The organism is Arthrobacter sp. Y3223151 (assembly GCF_059091125.1).
This window is the reverse complement of sequence record NZ_JBNHGI010000001.1, coordinates 51,045-68,525: the sequence shown is the minus strand read 5'-3', so window position 1 is coordinate 68,525 and position 17,481 is coordinate 51,045. Positions and strand designations below refer to the sequence as shown.

Sequence of the window (17,481 nt, the reverse complement as noted above, 5' to 3'; positions counted from 1 at the left end):
CCGCCGGAAACAGGGCGCCCCGGGCGGCCGGTGAGGCGGGCGGGCGCCGCGCTGTCCGGGCCCGCGGCCTGCGTGCGGCACGGGCAGCAATTAGGGCAGGGAAGCGTTTCTTAAGCGCGGAGAACATAGGTTAGCCTTACTTGAGTCGCTTTTTCCGGCCCGAGGGGGTATGCGCATGCCAGCTGATCCGGCGGCAACGGCGCCTTCCCGGCCGGCGCCCGGGCCTCGGCTGGGCCGCGCTGCGGGCGGCGCGAACGGGACCGGCAGGCCGTCCTCGACCGCTCCCTGCGCGGCACGGCTCCCGCGCAGGGTGCTGGCGGGCATCCCGGCCGCCCTGGTGGTCCTGGCGCTGGTCTGCTGCGCCTCGCTGGCCCTCGGGGCGCGCCCCATCAGCGTGGAGACGTTCATCCAGGCCTTTGTCGCCTTCGACCCCGCCAACGGAGACCACGCCGTGGTCCACTCGCGCATCCCGCGGACGGTCACCGGACTGCTGGTGGGAGCGGCCCTGGGCGTCGCCGGCGCCGCCATGCAGGGCGTGGCGCGCAACCCGCTGGGCGATCCCGGCATCCTGGGCGTAAACGCCGGGGCCGCGCTCGCGGTCGTGGCGGGCATCTTCCTGTTCGGCGTGACCCAACTTTCCGGCTACGTCTGGTTCGCGTTCGCCGGCGCCGCGCTCGCTGCCGTGCTGGTCTACGGGGTGGCGAGCATGGGACGGGAAGGGGCCACCCCGATCAAGCTGGCGCTGGCCGGCGCCGCCCTGTCCGCGGGGCTGAGCTCACTGATGTACTCGGTGCTGGTGACCAACCAGGACACGCTGGAGGGCTTCCGCTACTGGCAGGTGGGATCCGTGGCCGGCCGCGGCTGGGACCTGATCGGCCAGGTGGCCCCGTTCATCGCCGTCGGACTGGTGATCACGCTGTTCACCGGGAGGATCCTGAACAACTTGTCGCTGGGCGACGACGTGGCCCGCGGGCTGGGCCAGAAGGTGGGCCTGTCCCGTGCCGTCACGGCGCTCGGCGTGGTGATCCTGTGCGGCGCGGCGACCGCCATCGCCGGCCCGATCGCCTTCGTGGGCCTGATCATCCCGCACATGGTCCGCGCCCTGACCGGACCCGACTACCGCTGGATCCTGCCCTGCTCCATGGTGCTGGCCCCCGTGCTGCTGGTCGGCGCCGACGTGGCCGGCCGCTTCCTGGCACCGCCCGGCGAGATCGAAGCCGGCATCACCACCGCGGTGATCGGCGCGCCCGTGTTCATCTGGCTGGTCCGGCGGCGGAAGGCGGCCGGGCTGTGAGCAAGGTGGACACCCCGCGCGGAAAGCGCCCCGAATCGGCGCAGCAGGCGGCCGGCTCCGCTTTGCCCCAGGCCCCGGACCGGCCAGGACAGGGTTTGTCGTCGAGTGCAGGGTATATGGAGGGTGCACTCGAAGATTTACCCCGCACCCGCGGAGGCGGCGGCCGGCGAGCCGCGGCTCCCGTCAGGGCCGGACGACGCAGCCGGCGGCGCGCGGCGGTCATCGCCGCCCTGGCGGGCATCGTCGTCGTCCTGTTTTTGGTCAACGTCCTGCTGGGCAGCTACACCGTGACCGTTCCGGACTTCTTCCGGCTGCTGGCCGGCGAACAGATCCCCGGGGCCAGCTTCATCGTGATGGAGCACAAACTGCCGCGGGCCGTGATTGGCGTGCTGGTCGGGCTCGCGTTCGGCCTGGCCGGCAGCATCTTCCAGACCATGCTGCGGAACCCGCTGGCCAGCCCGGACATCATCGGCATCAGCTACGGGGCCAGCGCCTCCGCCGTGACCGCGATCGTCGTGTTCGGCGCGGCCGGCGCCGCGGTCTCCGCCGCCGCCATGGCCGGTGCGCTGGTGGTGGCGGGGGGAATCTACGCGATCTCGTACCGCTCCAGCACGGTGTCCGGGGCTGCCAACTCGCGGCTGATCCTGGTGGGCATCGGCTTCGCCGCGGTGATGCAGGCGCTGGTCAGCTACCTGCTGACCCGCACGGATATCCGCACCGCCCAGGGCGCGCTGGTCTGGCTGAACGGGTCGCTGAACTCCAGCAATTGGGACCGGGCAGCGGTCCTGGTGGCGGGGCTGTGCGTCCTGTTCGTGGCCGTGGCACTGTTGGCCCGCAGCCTGCACGGCCTGGAAATGGGCGACGACGCCGCTGCCGCGCTGGGCGTCCGGGTGGCGCCGGCCCGGCTGGGCCTGATGGCGGTGGGGGTGCTGCTGGCCGCCGCGGCCACTGCCGCGGCAGGTCCGGTCGCGTTCATCGCGTTCCTGTCCGGGCCGATCGCCCGCCGGTTGCTGGGGGGTGCGGCATCGCTGCCGGCGGCCGCGCTGGTGGGTGCCCTGATCGTGTTGGCCGCCGACTTCGCCGCGGCCAACCTCATTCCGATGTATCTGACCGACGGCGCCTCGCTGCCGGTCGGGGTGGTGACGGGTGCGCTGGGTGCGCCGTTCCTGCTCTGGCTGCTGGTCACCACCAACCGCCGAGGCCAAGGAGGCTAAGTGCGCACGCTCGAATCCCGGAACCTGACGCTGGCCTACGACCAGCGCACCGTCGTGCAGGACCTCACCGTCCGGCTGCCGGAGGGCAAGGTGACGATCATCGTCGGGGCGAACGCCTGCGGCAAGTCGACGCTGCTGCGCGGGCTGGCGCGGCTGCTCAAGCCGGGTGCCGGGTCCGTGCTGCTGGACGGCAAGGACATCCACCGGCAGCCCACCCGCGACGTGGCGAAGGTGCTGGGCCTGCTGCCGCAAAGCCCGGCGGCCCCCGACGGCATCAGCGTCGCGGAGCTGGTGGGCCGCGGCCGGTATCCGCACCAGGGCTGGTTCCGGCAGTGGACCCGGGAGGACGACGACGCCGTCAACGCGGCCTTGGCGGCCACCGACACCCTGGAGCTGGGCGACCGGAACGTGGACGAACTCTCCGGTGGCCAGCGCCAGCGGGTGTGGATCGCGATGGCGCTGGCCCAGGAGACCGACGTGCTGCTGCTGGATGAGCCGACCACCTTCCTTGACGTGGCCCACCAGGTGGAGGTGCTTGACCTGATCACCGACCTGAACCGGCGCCGCGGCACCTCCGTGGCCATCGTGCTGCACGACCTGAACCTGGCCGCCCGCTACGCCGACCAGCTCGTGGCGATGAAGGGCGGCCGGGTGGTGGCCGAGGGCGCCCCCGCCCAGGTGGTCACCGAGGAGCTGGTGCAGACGGTGTTCGGACTGGAATCGCGGGTGATCCAGGACCCGGTCTCCGGAACGCCGATGGTGGTTCCGGTCGGCCGCCACCACTGCGAGGCGCCCGCCCCGGCCGGGGAACCCGGCGCCGCCCCAACCCTGTCCACGACGGACCTCAAGCACGAAGAGCCCGCGGCGTGAGCGCGGCCGGCAGGCGCCGACAACCGCCCGGACAGGGTCCCGGCGGCGCCGGAAGGAAACTCCGGCGGGCAGCCGAAGGAAAACCCGGCGCGCAGCCGAAGGAACGGACAGGGAGAACGGAGCACGATGACCGCCGTAGCAACTGAAACATCCGCCGTGGTGCCGGTGCTGGCCTTCGGCGTAGCCGTCGCCCGGGTAGAGGACCTCTCGCCGAGCTACCGGCGGGTCACCTTTTGCGGTGAGTCGCTCCGCCGTTTCGGCGTGGACGGGCCGACGCTGGATCTGCGGATCAAGGTGATGATCCCGTCCGCCGGCGCCGACGGACGTCCGCTGCCGCTGCCGGCATTTGGCGGCCCCGCGTGCCCGTCCGGTGCCGGAACGCCGGCCGGCCAAGGAGCCTCGGCGGCCGGCACGGACACCGCGGTGGAACTGGGCGGCGGCTGGTACCAGCAGTGGCTGGCCATGGACCCGGCCCGCCGCGGCTCCATGCGCACCTACACCGTCCGCGCCTTCCGGCCGGCGGAAGGCAGGCGGGGGCCCGAACTGGACGTGGACTTCGTGCTGCATTTCGACGCCGACGGAAACGGCGGCCCGGCGTCGTGCTGGGCGGCCGCCGCCGTGCCCGGCGACGAGGTCACCATCATCGGCCCGAACGCCGCGGCGGCGAACTGCGCGACGGCGAAGAGCTACGGCGGCATTGAGTGGCGGCGCGGGCTGGCTTCGCACGTGCTGCTCGCCGGCGACGAAACCGCCGTTCCCGCCATCGCGTCCATCCTGGAGAGCCTCCCGGGGCACATGACGGGCCACGCCGTGCTCGAGGTCCCCGACCCGGCGGACTTCCAGGACATCCGGTCTGCGGCGGACGTGCAGATCTCCTGGCTGGCGCGGGGCGGCCGCCCGCACGGCGAGCTGCTGGACGAAGCGGTGCGCGCCGCCGTCGTCGTGCCCGGAGCCGGCCTGGCCCCGGCGACGGGGGAGGACCCCGAAGAAGTGGACATTGACCAGGTGATCTTGTGGGAAACCACTGCCGGTTCCACCCGGCCGTTCTACGCCTGGATGGCGGGGGAGGCGGCGGTCATCCGCGGGCTGCGCCGCTACCTGGTCCGGGACGTGGGAGTGGATCGCAAACAGGTGGCGTTCATGGGCTATTGGCGGGCCGGAAAAGCCGAACTGTAGGGCGCCGGCACCCGAATGCCCCTCGTGACGGCGGCACCGCCGGCCGCCGTGCGTTGCGCACCGCCGGCCGGGACACGGGCGTGGTGTACGTGCCCGCCGGGTCCGCGGGGCCCGCGGCCAAAATTTCCGGGCGAAACCGGGCAGGCCGCTGCCATACTTGCTCCATGGGCGTTGAGGGGCAGCGGGACCAGGACGGATTTTGGGCCATCGTGGCCGAAGGGGAGCAGCGCATTCGCGAGACTTTTCCGGAGTTGCCGTGTTTCGGCCTCCGCGATTGGGACGGCGGCGTCATGGTCGGCGAATGGATTTTCGACGGCGGCCCCCACGGGTTGCTGCATGGCGATCCGGGGCTTGGTTCGCCTTATGCGCAGGTCCTGACCACGGCCCACGAGGTAAACCAGAGCATTCGAACCATGCGGCTGGGCGCCCGCGCCATGGTGGAGGACAAGGACGCCTACCTGCGGCAGCTGGACGAGTTGGACCGCCAGGAGCCGCGGATGGTGGGCATCGCCGTCGACGGTGAGCAGGTGGAATTCGCGCTCTGGCAGGACGGCGGCAAGTGGTGGGCAGGTGCCGAGCGCGGACGGTACGGCATCATCATCGAAGCGGCCGGGCTCGAGGCGCAGGCGGTGGCGCTGGAAAGCGTGGCCGACATCGAGCCTTGCCTGGCCGCGCGGCGCACGTGGCTGCGGCAGGTCCGCGGCGAAGCCGGCTGAGGGCGGTGGGTGGCCAACCACCCACCGCCCTCACCGATTCGGGAAAAGCCCCCTCCCCGGGAGTCCCGTTGGCGGTCAGAGGTGGTTCATGCCCTCCGTGAGGACGGAGCGCAGGATCTGCTCGATCTGGTCGAATTCGCGCTGGCCGATAGTCAGCGGCGGAGCCAGCTGCACCACGGGGTCGCCACGGTCGTCCGCGCGGCAGTACAAGCCGGCGTCGAACAGCGCGTTGGACAGGTAGCCGCGCAGCAGGTGCTCCGACTCTTCGTCGTTGAACGTCTCCTTGGTGGCCTTGTCCTTGACCAGTTCGATCCCGTAGAAATAGCCCTCGCCGCGGACATCGCCGACGATCGGCAGGTCCAGCAGCTTCTCCAGCGTCTTGCGGAAGGCCGGGGCGTTCTCCTTGACGTGGTTGTTCAGGCCCTCGCGTTCGAAGATGTCCAGGTTGGCCATGGCAACGGCGGCCGAGACCGGGTGCCCGCCGAAGGTGTAGCCGTGGTAGAACGTCGTGTCGCCATGCTTGAACGGTTCGAACAGGCGGTCCGAGGCGATCATCGCGCCGATCGGGGAGTAGCCGCTGGTCATGCCCTTGGCGCAGGTGATCATGTCCGGCACGTAGTCAAAGTCGGTGGAGGCGAACATGGAACCGATCCGGCCGAACGCGCAGATCACCTCGTCGGAGACCAGCAGAACGTCGTACTCGTCGCAGATTTCCCGCACCCGCTCGAAGTACCCGGGCGGCGGCGGAAAACAGCCGCCGGAATTCTGCACCGGTTCCAGGAACACCGCGGCAACGGTGTCCGGGCCTTCGAACTCGATGGCTTCGCCGATCCGGTCCGCGGCCCAGCGGCCGAAGGCCTTCGGATCTTCCAGGCCCGCCGGGGCGCGGTACTGGTTCGTGTTGGGGACGCGGAAAGCGCCTGGCACCAGCGGTTCGAAGGGTGCCTTCATGTCCGGGATACCGGTGATCGAGAGCGCTCCCTGCGGGGTGCCGTGATAGGCAACGGCGCGGGAGATCACCTTGGTCTTGTTGGGTTTGCCCTGCAGCTTGAAGTACTGCTTGGCCAGCTTCCACGCGGATTCCACGGCTTCGCCGCCGCCGGTGGTGAAGAAGACCCGGTTCAGGTCGCCGGGGGCGTGGTGGGCCAGGCGTTCGGCCAGCTCGATGGCCGCCGGGTGGGCATAGGACCACAGCGGCATGAAGGCCAGTTCCTTGGCCTGCCGGGCGGCTGCCTGCGCGAGTTCCTCGCGGCCGTGGCCCACCTGGACCACGAAGAGCCCGGCCAGGCCGTCGATGTATTCGCGGCCCTGATCGTCGTAGATGAGGTGGCCCTCGCCGCGGGTAATCACCGGTACGTTGCCGCCGGCAACCAGTGGTGAGTGACGGGCCATGTGCATCCACAGGTGGTCGCGGGCCGCCTGCTGGCGGTCCGTTCCCAGCGGAGTGGTGTAGGCCCGGCGCATCGGGGCGTCGGTCGTGGTGCCGGCGGGCGTGCCTTGGCCCGGGATGCTGGTGCTTGGCGATGCTGATGTCTGTGTCATCGGGTTCCCCAGTTGTATTCCTGCTTGCGCAGAGAGAGATACATGAATGTTTCGGTGCTCAGGACACCGGGAATGCCGCGGATCTGGTTGACCAGCCGCAACAAATCCTGGTCGTTTTCGCAAATGATTTCGGCCAGAATGTCGAACGAGCCCGCGGTGACCAGGCAGTAGTGCACCTGGTCCAGTTCGGCGATCTTGTCCGACACTTCCAGCAGGTCGGCGGCGGTCTTGATGCCCAGCATGGCCTGCCGCGCAAAGCCCAGCTGCAGCGGATCGGTGACCGCGACGATCTGCACGACGCCGGAGTCGATCAGCTTCTGCACCCGCTGCCTGACGGCTGCTTCGGAGAGCCCGACCGCCTTGCCGATGGCGGCGTAGGAGCGGCGGCCGTCTTCCTGCAGTTGCTCGATGATGGCCTTGGAGACCTCGTCAACCGCAGGGCTGTGGCCGTTGCCGATGAGGCCATGGCCGGCACTGGGCAGCAAGGTCAAGCGTATCCACCTCCTAAGCGAATACCCGCCACCGGCAGGGATTGCTGACTATTGAATCCGTTGTCTGATGAGAGCGCAAGTGCTGAATCCGAAAAGATTCGCGGCCGAGGCTATCGATATACGCAGATCTAGAGGCTACTATCTGTTGTGAAGCAGCTCACTTGGGCTTGAGCGTGCGGCCGTTCCGTCCGCCGGGTGCATACTTCGCGGGTGCGCCCTTCGGGGAGGGGACACTCCACGTTCAGGCAGCGGGTGCTTCGGATTTCGTTGTGGTACCAAAAATTTACAACTGAAACTATTGTCGGGGTCTCGGCCGTCTGCAAGTATCGACGCACCAGCGAGGCCCGATCCGTCAACAGGAGCACCAGATGCCGAAACGACTACCTGAAGACCCACGCCTGCGACGCCTGATCGCTGCGCAGATGTCCCGCCGGAACGTCCTGATGGGCGCCGGCGGACTGACTTTGGCCGGCCTGCTCGCTGCGTGTGGCACGGGCGGCACGGGCGGCTCGTCGAACACCGGCTCGGCAGGTGCGCTGTCCCCGGCCGAAGACCTGTCGGACCAGGAAAAGGAAGTCAACTGGGCCAACTGGACCCTGTACCTGGACTATGACGACTCCACCCAGACCTACCCGTCGCTGGAGGCCTTCACCAAGAAAACCGGGATCCAGGCCAACTATTCCGAGGACATCGACGGAAACGACACGTACTTCGGGAAGGTCCAGGGCCAGCTCGCCGCAGGGCAGGACATCGGACAGGACATCATCACGCTCACCGACTGGATGGCGGACCGCCTGATCCGGCTCGGCTACACGCAGGAACTGGACCACGCGAACATTCCGAACGCGGCCAACCTGTTGGAGACCCTGAAGAACGTGGACTTCGACCCGGGACGGAAGAACTCCCTGACCTGGCAGTCCGGATACGCGGGCATTGCCTGGAACAAGGAAGCGGTCCCCGGCGGGCTGCGGACGGTGTCCGACCTGTGGAAGCCCGAACTCAAGGGACGCGTGGAAGTGCTCGACGAGATGCGCGACACCATGGGCCTGCTCATGCTGGACAACGGCGTGGACATTTCCGGCGACTGGGGCACGAGCGAATACGACGCCGCCCTGGAGGTCCTGCAGAAGCAGATTGCCGACGGCCAGATCCGCCAGGTCAAGGGCAACTCCTACAAGGAAGACCTGATCTCCGGCGACGCGCTGGCGGTGATCTGCTGGTCCGGCGACATCACGCAGCTGAATTTCGAAGAGGGCGACAAGTGGCAGTTCGCGCTCCCGGAAGCCGGCGGAACCCTGTGGTCGGACAACCTGCTGGTGCCGATCGGCTCGCCGCACAAGAAGAACGCGGAAACGCTGATGGACTTCTACTACGATCCGGAAAACGCGGCGACCGTCGCGGCCTATGTGAACTACATCTGCCCGGTGCAGGGGGCCAAGGAAGCGATGGAGAAGATCGATCCGGAGCTGGTCGACAACCCGCTGATCTTCCCGACGGACGAAGACCTGGCCAAGGTCAAGGTCTTCCGCAGCCTTGAGGCCGACGAGGAAACCGACTTCGGCAACCGTTTCCAGCAGGCGATCGGCAACTGATGACCCAGGCACCACTGAGGACAGAGCACGCCAACGCCGTCGGCGAAGACAGCGGCGCGGATCTGGTGCTGGCGTCCGTGACCAAGCGGTTCGGCGATTTCGTGGCCGTGGATGACCTGGACCTGACCATTCCGGCCGGCCAGTTCTTTGCCCTGCTCGGCCCCTCCGGCTGCGGCAAGACCACCACCCTGCGGATGGTAGCCGGGCTGGAACAGCCCACGTCCGGCAGCATCAGCATCGGCGGCAAGGACATCAGCAAGGCCAGCCCGCACCAGCGGCCGGTCAACACCGTGTTCCAGAACTACGCCCTGTTCCCGCACATGAGCGTGTTGGACAATGTGGCGTTCGGGTTGCGCCGGCGCAAGGTCCGCGACGCCCAGGAGCAGGCGAAGAAGGCACTGGCGCTGGTGGAGCTGTCGCACCTGGGCGCACGCCGGCCGGCCCAGCTCTCCGGCGGGCAGCAGCAGCGCGTGGCGCTGGCGCGGGCCATCGTCAACCAACCGGCGGTGCTGTTGCTGGACGAACCGCTGGGCGCGCTGGACATGAAGCTCCGCCGGCAAATGCAGGTGGAACTGAAGAAGATCCAGACCGAGGTCGGGCTGACCTTCGTCCACGTCACCCACGACCAGGAAGAAGCCATGACCATGGCGGACACCGTGGCCGTCATGAACGCCGGCAAGGTGGAGCAGATGGGTGCTCCCCGCGAGCTGTATGAACTGCCGCGCACCGTGTTCGTGGCCAACTTCCTGGGCAAGTCCAACCTGGTCGCCGGTGAGATCATCGAGGACCGGGGCGACGCCGTCGTCGTCAATGCCAACGGCAACCGGCTGACCGTGCTGAAGGAGCGCGCGACCGTGCACCGGGGCAAGGCGCTGATCGGGATCCGCCCGGAGAAGCTGAAGATGATGTGGCCGGACGATGCGCCGGCCGAGGCCGCCAACGTCCTGCGCGGCACCGTGCTCGACACCTCGTTCACCGGGGTCAGTACCGAGTACCTGGTAGAGGTTGCCGGGATCGGCACGGTGGGCGTCTTCAGCCAGAACCACGGCCAGCAGCTGGCCCAGCCGGGCGACGCCGTCGTGCTCAGCTGGGACACGGAACACGCCTTCGGCCTCGACGGCGACGAGGAACCGCAGTACGGGGCGCCCGAGGACGGTGTCTGATGAGTGCGCTGGCCACCGCAGACACGTCATCGGCGCCGGATCAGGGAGGCGGCAGCGGCGAGCTTAAGGAGGAACGCCGCCGGGGACGGATGGGCTATTGGCTGATCCTGCCCGGCTTCTTCTTCCTGCTGCTCTTCTTCGTGCTCCCGGTGTTCTCGCTGCTCGCGACCTCGCTCTACACGAAGCCGCCGGGGGCCGACATCGGCCAGTTCGTGCCGGCGCTGGAGTTCAACAACTACGTCCGGGTGCTGGGCAGCTACTGGCCGGAGCTGCTGCGTTCCTTCGGGTTCGCGCTGGCCGCCACCGCCGCGGCGCTGCTGATCGGCTATCCGATGGCCTACCTGATTGCGGTCAGGCTGCGCGGGCGCGGCCTGCTGCGTGGCATCCTGCTGGTTCTGATCATCGCGCCGTTCTTCACCAGCTTCATCCTGCGCACCCAGGCCTGGAAACAGATCCTCGCCGACGAGGGCCCGGTGGTCTCCGTGCTCAGGGCATTGGCCTTGCTTCCGCCGGACGGGCGGCTCACGGCCACCGCCTTCGCCGTGGTCTGCGGCCTGACCTACAACTTCCTGCCCTTCATGACCCTGCCCATCTACGCGAACCTGGAGCGGCTGGACACCCGGCTGATCGAGGCCGGCAACGACCTCTACGCGAACGGCTTCACCACCTTCAGGACGGTCACGCTGCCGCTGTCGATGCCCGGGGTGATGGCCGGAACGCTGCTCACCTTCATTCCGGCTGCCGGCGACTACATCAACGCCTCGCTGCTGGGCAACAACCAGAACACGACCATGATCGGCCAGGTCGTCGACTCCCGGTTCTTCCGCATCGTCGACTATCCGGGCGCTTCGGCACTGTCCTTTGTGCTGATGCTGGCCATCCTCGCCCTGGTCTTCATCTACGTGCGCCGTTTCGGCACCAAAGAACTGCTGTAAGGGGCTCTGACGTGAAAAACTCCTTCGGCCGCTGGCTGGTCCCTGTGTTCGGCGGCCTGGCATTCGTCTTCCTGCTGGTCCCCATCGCCTACGTCTTCGTGTTCTCCTTCAACGACGCCGGGCGCACCAACCTCACCTGGCGCGCCTTCACCTGGGACAACTGGGTCAACCCGTGCGGCGCCCCGGCAGTCTGCCAGGCGCTGGGCAACAGCCTCCAGATCGGCGCGGTTGCCACGGTGATCGCCGTCCTCCTGGGCACGGCCATCGCCATCGGGCTGGTCCGCTACCGGTTCCGGTTCAATTCCACCGCCAACATGCTGATCTTCCTCCCGCTGGCCACCCCGGAAGTCGTCCTCGGCGCCTCGCTGCTGGCGCAGTTTTTGAACGTGGGCGCGGAACTGGGCAAGGGCACCATCATCATCGCCCACACCGTTTTCTGCATCTCGTTCGTCGTGGTCACGGTCAAGGCACGGGTCGCCAGCCTCGACCCGAAGCTGGAGGAGGCGGCGGCGGACCTCTATGCCTCCCCGATGCAGGCGTTCTGGCGGGTCACCTTCCCGCTGCTGCTGCCGGGGATCGTGGCGGCGGCCCTGCTGAGTTTCGCAATCAGCTTCGACGACTTCATCATCACCAACTTCAACTCCGGCAACGTGGATACCTTCCCGAAGTTCATCTACGTGGCCGCCACCCGCGGCATCCCCGCCCAGGCCAACGTGATCGGCTCGGCCATGTTCATCATCGCGCTGCTGATCGTGATCGGCGGGCAGATCCTCGCCCACCGCCGCGCCAAGATGCTGGCGGCGCGCTGACCCGCCCAACCTGCTGACCAGGAGCCCTTCATGATCGACCGGAACCGGCTGGCGATGCTGTTCGCCCGCGAACTGCAGGACTTCGAGGCCAAGCATCCCCAGTCCAAGGCACTGTACGACGGCGCGTCCCACCTCTTCGGGAAAGTCCCGATGACCTGGATGAACAAGAAGGCGGGCAGCTTCCCCCTCTACCTGGCACGGGCCCGCGGCTGCCGGGTGTGGGACGTGGACGGACTCGAATACGTGGACTTCGCGCTCGGCGATACCGGCGCGATGGCCGGCCACTCCCCGCAGCCCACCGTCGAGGCGATGATCCGGCGTGCCGCCGACGACGGGGGACTGGCCACCATGCTGCCCACCGCGGACGCCGAGTGGGTGGGGGCGGAGCTGGCCCGCCGGTTCGGCGTGGAGCGCTGGAGCTTCTCGCTCACCGCCACCGATGCCAACCGGTGGGCCATCCGGCTGGTCCGGGCCCTGGCCGGCCGGAGCAAAATCCTGTTCAACCCGTACTGCTACCACGGGTCGGTGGACGAATCGCTGATCGTGGCCGGCCCCGACGGCGAGGGGCTGAACCGCCCGGGCAACGTCGGGGCGCCGGTGGACGTCACGGAAACCAGCAGGGTCGCCGAGTTCAACGATCTTGCCGCCCTGGAGCGCCAGCTTGCCTATGGAGACGTGGCGGCTGTGCTGATGGAACCGGCACTGACCAATATCGGCATCGTGCTGCCGGAACCGGGCTACCTGGACGGCGTGCGGGAACTGACCCGCCGGCACGGCACGCTGCTGATCATCGACGAGACGCACACCTTCTCCGCCGGCCCGGGCGGGGCAACCGCGGCGTGGGGGCTCGAGCCGGACGTGGTGGTGATCGGCAAGTCCATCGGCGGCGGCATCCCCTGCGGCGCCTACGGGCTCAGCGCCGAACTGGCCGAGCGGGCACTGGGCCGGGCCGACCTGGACCTGGTGGACATGGGCGGCGTGGGCGGCACCCTGGCCGGAAACCCGCTGTCCGTCGCGGCCATGCGGGCCACCCTCGAACACGTGCTGACGGACCAGGCCTTCGCCGCGATGACCGCGCGTGCCACGGAGTTCGCCACCGGCGTGCAGCGGGTGATCGATAGGTATTCGCTGCCGTGGTCGGTGTCCCAGTTGGGTGCGCGGGCCGAATACCGCTTCGCCAACCCGGCGCCCCGCAACGGCACGGAGTCGGCGGCCAGCCACGACGGCGGGTTGGAAGACTTCCTGCACCTGTACCTGGCCAACCGCGGCATCCTGCTCACCCCGTTCCACAACATGGCGCTGATGTGCCCGCAAACCACCAGCGCCGACGTCGAACGGCACCACGAGGTCTTCGAAGAAGCCGTCCGGGAACTGACGGGCGGCTGAGGCGGCGGGCGCGGGCCGTTGGCTTGGGATACTGGATGGATGACGATCGCCAAATCCGCCATCCTGTTTGTCCTCGCCGCCATTGCGGAGATCGGCGGCGCCTGGCTGGTCTGGCAGGCGGTGCGCGAAGGCCGGGACTGGTGGTTCGCCGGCCTGGGCGTGATGGCCCTGGGCCTCTACGGTTTCATCGCCGCCCAGCAGCCGGATGCGAACTTCGGCCGGGTGCTGGCCGCGTACGGCGGAGTGTTCATCGCCGGATCGCTGGCCTGGGGAATGCTGCTGGACGGTTTCCAGCCGGACCGCTGGGATTACCTTGGCGCCGGCCTCGCGCTCGCCGGGGTCGCCGTCATCATGTACGCACCGCGCAGCGTCGCCTAGGCCGCGCCGCGCAGCTGCCGGAACGGTTTCTTTGTTAATCTGGTCCGGTGACTTTCGCGCAGCGTTTTGTGGCCTTAGGGGATTCGTTCACCGAGGGAGTGGGAGACAAGGACCCCAGCCTGCCCAATGGTGTACGCGGCTGGGCCGACCGGGTGGCCGAGCAGCTGATGCTCGCCGATACCGGCTGGGGCTATGCCAACCTCGCCGTCCGCGGCAAAAAGATCGCCCAGGTGCTGAACGACCAGATCGACGCCGCCGTAGCGCTCCGGCCAACCTTGGTCACTCTCTACGCCGGCGGCAACGATCTCCTGCGCCCGCGCGTGGACATCGACGCGCTGATGGCAGGGTACGAAGCCGGCGTGGACAAGCTGGCCGCCACCGGGGCCGACGTCGTGCTGTTCACCGGCTTTGACACGGTGGCCTCGGCGGTCTTCAGCAAGACCCGCGGCCGCACCGCCATCTACAACGAGTGGGTGCGTGAGATCGCCGACCTGCACGGGGCGAAGATCGTTGACTACTGGCGGATGCGCGAGTTCCGCGACTGGCGTTACTGGGACGACGACCGCCTGCACATGTCCACGGCCGGGCACACGCTGATGGCCAAGAAGGTGCTGGAAGTGCTGCAGGCTGAGGACATCATCGACCTGCCGGCGCTGCCGGACCTGGCGGCGCTGACCCGCCGGCGCGCGATGGCCGCCAATGTCCGGTGGGCCCGCGAGCACCTGGGCCCGTGGATGGGACGCCGGCTGCGCGGCACGTCCTCCGGGGACTCGCTCACCGCGAAGTACCCGCAGCTCACGGGGCTCCACACCACCGGACGGGTCTAGTGCCGTGCGGGGCAGAAGCGGTTGGTGCCGACCCGCCCGACCTAACAGTTGAAGCCTCAAGTTTTATGGCAGAATAGAGGCATGACTTCTGCACGCTGGCTCGACCCCGAAGAACGCCAGGCCTGGCTGGCCTTGCTGGCGGTGTCCACCCTGTTGCCGGGCAACCTCGACGCCCCGCTGTACCGGGAGGGCAAGCTGACGCTCTTCGATTACAACGTGCTGGCCATGTTGTCCGAGGCTCCGGACCGGTCGCTGCCCATGAGCGAGCTGGCCTCCCGCACCTATTCCTCGCTGTCCCGGCTCTCGCACGTGGTCAAAAAGCTCCAGGGCCGCGGCTGGGTTACCCGGACGCAGTGCGCCGACGACGCCCGGGTGACCATGGCGTTGCTCACGGATGCGGGGATGGACGCGATCGTGGCCTTGGCGCCGGGACACGTCGAGACCGTGCGCCAGGCGGTTTTCGACGGACTGGACCGCAGGGATGTGCAGGACCTGGAGCGGATCGGCAAGAAGATCGTGCAGCAGTTGGAGCCCAACAGCTGGGTGCTGCGCGAACCGCGGCTGAACAGCTGAGCCGCGCGCCCGGCGCCGCGGTTCACGGCCGCCGTCGAGGGCCGGCCGCTGGTTTGATCCAAACCGCCGCTGCCCCTAAGATGGAAAGGCGTTAAGTCACGCAACTTGGCACCCCCTTGCCCAGGCGGGGGGATGGCGACGTTGCGTGGCGTCCGTGTTTACCTAGAATTGAGGGTCGCGGATAGGCCGTGCCTCCCCCGGGAGGCAAGCGGCTTATTGCACCTGACTTCACCGTCTTCCCCGCGGCGAGGCACTTCGGCTGGATCTCACCCCGCCAGGTTCACCTCCGGAAAGTCGCAGTAATAACGGTGTCACAACTGGTGGCGGGCGCTCTTACACGCAGATTCGCAGGCGCTTTACTTACGTTTCTGCGTCAGGTCCGTCAATATTTACTACAACTGGAGGAGAGATCATGGCAGCACACTGCCAGGTGACCGGAGCCGAGCCCGGCTTTGGCCACAGCATTTCGCACTCGCACCGCCGCAACAAGCGCCGGTTCGATCCGAACATTCAGAAGAAGCGCTACTGGGTTCCGTCCCTGCGCCGCAACGTCACGCTGCAGGTTTCGGCCCGCGGCATCAAGACCATTGACGTTCGCGGCATCGACGCTGTCGTCGCCGAGCTCCTCGCGAAGGGTGTGAAGCTTTAGTGGCTAAGGACAAGGACGTACGTCCCATCATCAAGCTGAAGTCCACCGCCGGCACCGGCTTCACCTACGTGACCCGGAAGAACCGTCGTAACGACCCGGACCGCATTGTCCTGAAGAAGTACGACCCGGTCATCCGCAAGCACGTCGAATTCCGAGAGGAGCGCTAAACATGGCCAAGAAGTCCAAGATTGCTCGCAACGAGCAGCGCAAGGTCGTAGTCGAGCGTTACGCCGCGAAGCGTGCCGAGCTGAAGAAGACCCTGGTCGACGCCAACGCGACCGATGAGGCCCGCGAAGAGGCCCGCCTGGGCCTGCAGAAGCTGCCCCGCAACGCGTCCCCGGTCCGCGTCCGCAACCGCGACCAGATCGACGGCCGCCCCCGCGGCACGCTCCAGAAGTTCGGAATCTCGCGCGTGCGTTTCCGTACCATGGCGCACAACGGCGAACTGCCGGGCATCAAGAAGTCCAGCTGGTAGGAATCCGGCCGGCTTCCCGGTGAAGCTGCATTAAGGCGGCGGTCCAACAGGGCCGCCGCCTTTGCCATGCCCGGGAGGCTCCGGCAGGCAGCGGGGAGAACGACGGCCGTGCCACACGAAACCGGGGGCAGCCGGGGCGCGCGGAAACGGCCCATCATATGCTCTCGGCGCAAAAAGCGGACCCCACGGGGCGAAATCGGCCCAGAATCGGGGTATTTCGCTAAAAATTCCGCCAGATTCCGCGGATTTTGCCGGATCCGGGCGGCCAAGCTGGTAAGTTTTCGCTCAGTAGCTTTTCCGCAGCCTGCGGAGGCTCTGACCAAACCGAAGCAGTCCAGGAGGACAAAAATTGGCTATCAATCGCAGTGAACTTGTTGCAGCTGTTGCAGAGAAGGCCGGCACCAGCCAGACCGCAGTGAACGGTGTCCTGGACGCCGTGTTCGACATCTTCGCGACCTCCGTCGCCAAGGGCGAGAAGATCACCATCCCGGGCTGGCTCGCCGTCGAGCGCACCGACCGCGCGGCCCGCACCGGCCGCAACCCGCAGACCGGCGAATCCATCCAGATTCCGGCCGGCCACAGCGTGAAGCTGACCGCTGGTTCCAAGCTGAAGGCTGCTGTCGCCAAGAAGTAGTTTTCCCATCAGGCTTCCGCAGGACCGTCACCGGCAACCGGTGACGGTCCTGCTCTTTAACGCCTTAACTTCTACCGGCGGTAAAATAGCCGGGCGGGGCGTGCGCCATAGGCACACCCGGAAGCATCGGGACGGAGGACTCGGCATGGTCCAGCGGGAAGCGCGGCTGCTGCGCGGCTGGCTCGGCGCTGCCGTGGCCACCTCCGCGGCTGCGCTGTCGCATCTGGCCGGCGGAGGGCACGCGCCCGCGCTGGCCGTCTGGTCCCTGTCCCTTGCCCTCTCCGGGCTCGTCTGCGTGGGCCTGGCCGGCAAGTCATTGTCCTGGCCGCGCCTGCTGGCCGCGGTGGGAGGCAGCCAGGCCATCTACCACCTGCTCTTCCGGGCGGGCCACGGCGCCCCGGCGGGAATGACCCCCGGCGCGGGAGCCCATGCCGGGCACGGCCCGGCGCTGCCTCCCGGCGACTGGGTGGCGGCCGCACCAGCCCCGCCGGCCGCGGCCGAGGATCCGGCGATGCTCGCAGCCCACCTTGCCGCTGCCGTTGCAACGGTCCTGCTGCTGCGCCGCGGCGAGCAAGCTGCCGCGGCCCTTGCCGGAACCATGCTGTTGGCAATCCCGCGCCGGCTGTACGGCTGGCATCCGGTACCGCGGGCCAGGCTGGCCAGCCCCGGGGCACGGACTGTCCGAACCCTCGCCGCGCTTGGGGCGCCGCTGCTTTCCCTGCGGCACCGGGGGCCGCCCCTGCATCACGCTTTCTGA

At 68.2% G+C, this 17,481-nt stretch carries 20 protein-coding genes; 18 read left to right on the top strand and 2 right to left on the bottom strand.

Annotated features, from left to right (window positions below; all coding sequences use genetic code 11):
• Window positions 1-175: 175 nt before the first annotated feature.
• The 5 genes from AC5RUP_RS00340 to AC5RUP_RS00320 all read left to right on the top strand — a co-directional run bounded on the left by AC5RUP_RS00340 (window position 176) and on the right by AC5RUP_RS00320 (window position 5,270).
• Window positions 176-1,294 carry a FecCD family ABC transporter permease gene (locus tag AC5RUP_RS00340; protein WP_494158186.1) on the top strand — a complete coding sequence of 373 codons (1,119 nt, stop codon included), beginning with the start codon at window positions 176-178 and terminating at the stop codon, window positions 1,292-1,294.
• Window positions 1,291-2,508 (top strand): FecCD family ABC transporter permease, encoded by a 1,218-nt coding sequence (locus AC5RUP_RS00335; RefSeq protein WP_494154860.1) that lies wholly within the window; start codon window positions 1,291-1,293, stop codon window positions 2,506-2,508. The genes AC5RUP_RS00340 and AC5RUP_RS00335 overlap by 4 nt, the downstream gene beginning before the upstream one ends.
• Complete coding sequence (locus tag AC5RUP_RS00330) at window positions 2,509-3,378, top strand: ABC transporter ATP-binding protein (RefSeq protein WP_494154859.1); 870 nt, start codon at window positions 2,509-2,511, stop codon at window positions 3,376-3,378.
• Window positions 3,379-3,504: 126 nt separating this feature from the next.
• Window positions 3,505-4,554 (top strand): siderophore-interacting protein, encoded by a 1,050-nt coding sequence (locus AC5RUP_RS00325; protein ID WP_494158185.1) that lies wholly within the window; start codon window positions 3,505-3,507, stop codon window positions 4,552-4,554.
• A 164-nt stretch (window positions 4,555-4,718) separates the two neighbouring features.
• A complete protein-coding gene (locus tag AC5RUP_RS00320) occupies window positions 4,719-5,270 on the top strand; it encodes a hypothetical protein (RefSeq protein ID WP_494154192.1) in 552 nt (183 codons plus the stop codon).
• A gap of 75 nt (window positions 5,271-5,345) precedes the next feature.
• On the opposite strand, the gene AC5RUP_RS00315 is transcribed toward AC5RUP_RS00320, so the two are convergent.
• Complete coding sequence (locus AC5RUP_RS00315) at window positions 5,346-6,734, bottom strand: aspartate aminotransferase family protein (RefSeq protein WP_494154196.1); 1,389 nt, start codon at window positions 6,732-6,734, stop codon at window positions 5,346-5,348.
• 74 nt (window positions 6,735-6,808) lie between these two features.
• Window positions 6,809-7,303, bottom strand: coding sequence for an Lrp/AsnC family transcriptional regulator (locus tag AC5RUP_RS00310; RefSeq protein WP_494064967.1), 495 nt, complete (start codon window positions 7,301-7,303; stop codon window positions 6,809-6,811).
• A 368-nt stretch (window positions 7,304-7,671) separates the two neighbouring features.
• On the opposite strand from AC5RUP_RS00310, the gene AC5RUP_RS00305 reads away from it, so the two are divergent.
• From AC5RUP_RS00305 to AC5RUP_RS00245, 13 genes are all read left to right on the top strand, one after another.
• The gene (locus tag AC5RUP_RS00305; protein ID WP_494132282.1) at window positions 7,672-8,895 is read left to right on the top strand and encodes an ABC transporter substrate-binding protein; all 1,224 of its coding nucleotides are present in this window, start codon (window positions 7,672-7,674) and stop codon (window positions 8,893-8,895) included.
• Window positions 8,895-10,058: an ABC transporter ATP-binding protein gene (locus AC5RUP_RS00300; protein ID WP_494091998.1), complete on the top strand. Its 1,164-nt coding sequence runs from the start codon at window positions 8,895-8,897 to the stop codon at window positions 10,056-10,058. Before AC5RUP_RS00305 ends, AC5RUP_RS00300 begins: the two co-directional genes overlap by 1 nt.
• On the top strand, window positions 10,058-10,993 hold the full coding sequence (locus tag AC5RUP_RS00295) for an ABC transporter permease (RefSeq protein ID WP_494154193.1): 936 nt from the start codon (window positions 10,058-10,060) through the stop codon (window positions 10,991-10,993). Before AC5RUP_RS00300 ends, AC5RUP_RS00295 begins: the two co-directional genes overlap by 1 nt.
• Before the next feature lie 11 nt (window positions 10,994-11,004).
• Window positions 11,005-11,802, top strand: a complete 798-nt coding sequence (locus tag AC5RUP_RS00290; RefSeq protein ID WP_494154194.1) for an ABC transporter permease — start codon at window positions 11,005-11,007, stop codon at window positions 11,800-11,802.
• 30 nt (window positions 11,803-11,832) lie between these two features.
• Window positions 11,833-13,188: a transaminase gene (locus AC5RUP_RS00285; protein WP_494158184.1), complete on the top strand. Its 1,356-nt coding sequence runs from the start codon at window positions 11,833-11,835 to the stop codon at window positions 13,186-13,188.
• Between the two features lie 39 nt (window positions 13,189-13,227).
• Window positions 13,228-13,566 (top strand): YnfA family protein, encoded by a 339-nt coding sequence (locus tag AC5RUP_RS00280; RefSeq protein WP_494064961.1) that lies wholly within the window; start codon window positions 13,228-13,230, stop codon window positions 13,564-13,566.
• Between the two features lie 47 nt (window positions 13,567-13,613).
• Window positions 13,614-14,393, top strand: a complete 780-nt coding sequence (locus AC5RUP_RS00275) for an SGNH/GDSL hydrolase family protein (RefSeq protein WP_494154719.1) — start codon at window positions 13,614-13,616, stop codon at window positions 14,391-14,393.
• Between the two features lie 81 nt (window positions 14,394-14,474).
• Window positions 14,475-14,966, top strand: coding sequence for a MarR family winged helix-turn-helix transcriptional regulator (locus tag AC5RUP_RS00270; RefSeq protein WP_494064959.1), 492 nt, complete (start codon window positions 14,475-14,477; stop codon window positions 14,964-14,966).
• Between the two features lie 412 nt (window positions 14,967-15,378).
• Window positions 15,379-15,615 (top strand): 50S ribosomal protein L28, encoded by a 237-nt coding sequence (gene rpmB / locus AC5RUP_RS00265; protein WP_136785732.1) that lies wholly within the window; start codon window positions 15,379-15,381, stop codon window positions 15,613-15,615.
• Entirely contained in the window at window positions 15,615-15,782 is a 168-nt protein-coding gene (rpmG, locus tag AC5RUP_RS00260) for a 50S ribosomal protein L33 (RefSeq protein ID WP_127512989.1), read from the top strand. The genes rpmB and rpmG overlap by 1 nt, the downstream gene beginning before the upstream one ends.
• Window positions 15,783-15,784: 2 nt before the next feature.
• Complete coding sequence (rpsN, locus tag AC5RUP_RS00255; protein WP_127512988.1) at window positions 15,785-16,090, top strand: 30S ribosomal protein S14; 306 nt, start codon at window positions 15,785-15,787, stop codon at window positions 16,088-16,090.
• Between the two features lie 349 nt (window positions 16,091-16,439).
• Complete coding sequence (locus AC5RUP_RS00250; protein ID WP_136785733.1) at window positions 16,440-16,724, top strand: HU family DNA-binding protein; 285 nt, start codon at window positions 16,440-16,442, stop codon at window positions 16,722-16,724.
• A gap of 145 nt (window positions 16,725-16,869) precedes the next feature.
• Window positions 16,870-17,481, top strand: coding sequence for a hypothetical protein (locus AC5RUP_RS00245; protein ID WP_494158183.1), 612 nt, complete (start codon window positions 16,870-16,872; stop codon window positions 17,479-17,481).

Excerpts from the sequence above, each read along its gene's own strand:
- AC5RUP_RS00280 (WP_494064961.1), top strand. The coding sequence starts at position 13,228 with ATGACGATCGCCAAATCCGCCATCCTGTTTGTCCTCGCCGCCATTGCG.
- AC5RUP_RS00325 (WP_494158185.1), top strand. The coding sequence starts at position 3,505 with ATGACCGCCGTAGCAACTGAAACATCCGCCGTGGTGCCGGTGCTGGCC.
- AC5RUP_RS00315 (WP_494154196.1), bottom strand. The coding sequence starts at position 6,734 with ATGCGCCGGGCCTACACCACTCCGCTGGGAACGGACCGCCAGCAGGCG.
- AC5RUP_RS00285 (WP_494158184.1), top strand. The coding sequence starts at position 11,833 with ATGATCGACCGGAACCGGCTGGCGATGCTGTTCGCCCGCGAACTGCAG.
- AC5RUP_RS00245 (WP_494158183.1), top strand. The coding sequence starts at position 16,870 with ATGGTCCAGCGGGAAGCGCGGCTGCTGCGCGGCTGGCTCGGCGCTGCC.
- rpmB (WP_136785732.1), top strand. The coding sequence starts at position 15,379 with ATGGCAGCACACTGCCAGGTGACCGGAGCCGAGCCCGGCTTTGGCCAC.
- AC5RUP_RS00300 (WP_494091998.1), top strand. The coding sequence starts at position 8,895 with ATGACCCAGGCACCACTGAGGACAGAGCACGCCAACGCCGTCGGCGAA.
- AC5RUP_RS00340 (WP_494158186.1), top strand. The coding sequence starts at position 176 with ATGCCAGCTGATCCGGCGGCAACGGCGCCTTCCCGGCCGGCGCCCGGG.
- rpsN (WP_127512988.1), top strand. The coding sequence starts at position 15,785 with ATGGCCAAGAAGTCCAAGATTGCTCGCAACGAGCAGCGCAAGGTCGTA.
- AC5RUP_RS00320 (WP_494154192.1), top strand. The coding sequence starts at position 4,719 with ATGGGCGTTGAGGGGCAGCGGGACCAGGACGGATTTTGGGCCATCGTG.
- AC5RUP_RS00305 (WP_494132282.1), top strand. The coding sequence starts at position 7,672 with ATGCCGAAACGACTACCTGAAGACCCACGCCTGCGACGCCTGATCGCT.
- AC5RUP_RS00295 (WP_494154193.1), top strand. The coding sequence starts at position 10,058 with ATGAGTGCGCTGGCCACCGCAGACACGTCATCGGCGCCGGATCAGGGA.
- AC5RUP_RS00270 (WP_494064959.1), top strand. The coding sequence starts at position 14,475 with ATGACTTCTGCACGCTGGCTCGACCCCGAAGAACGCCAGGCCTGGCTG.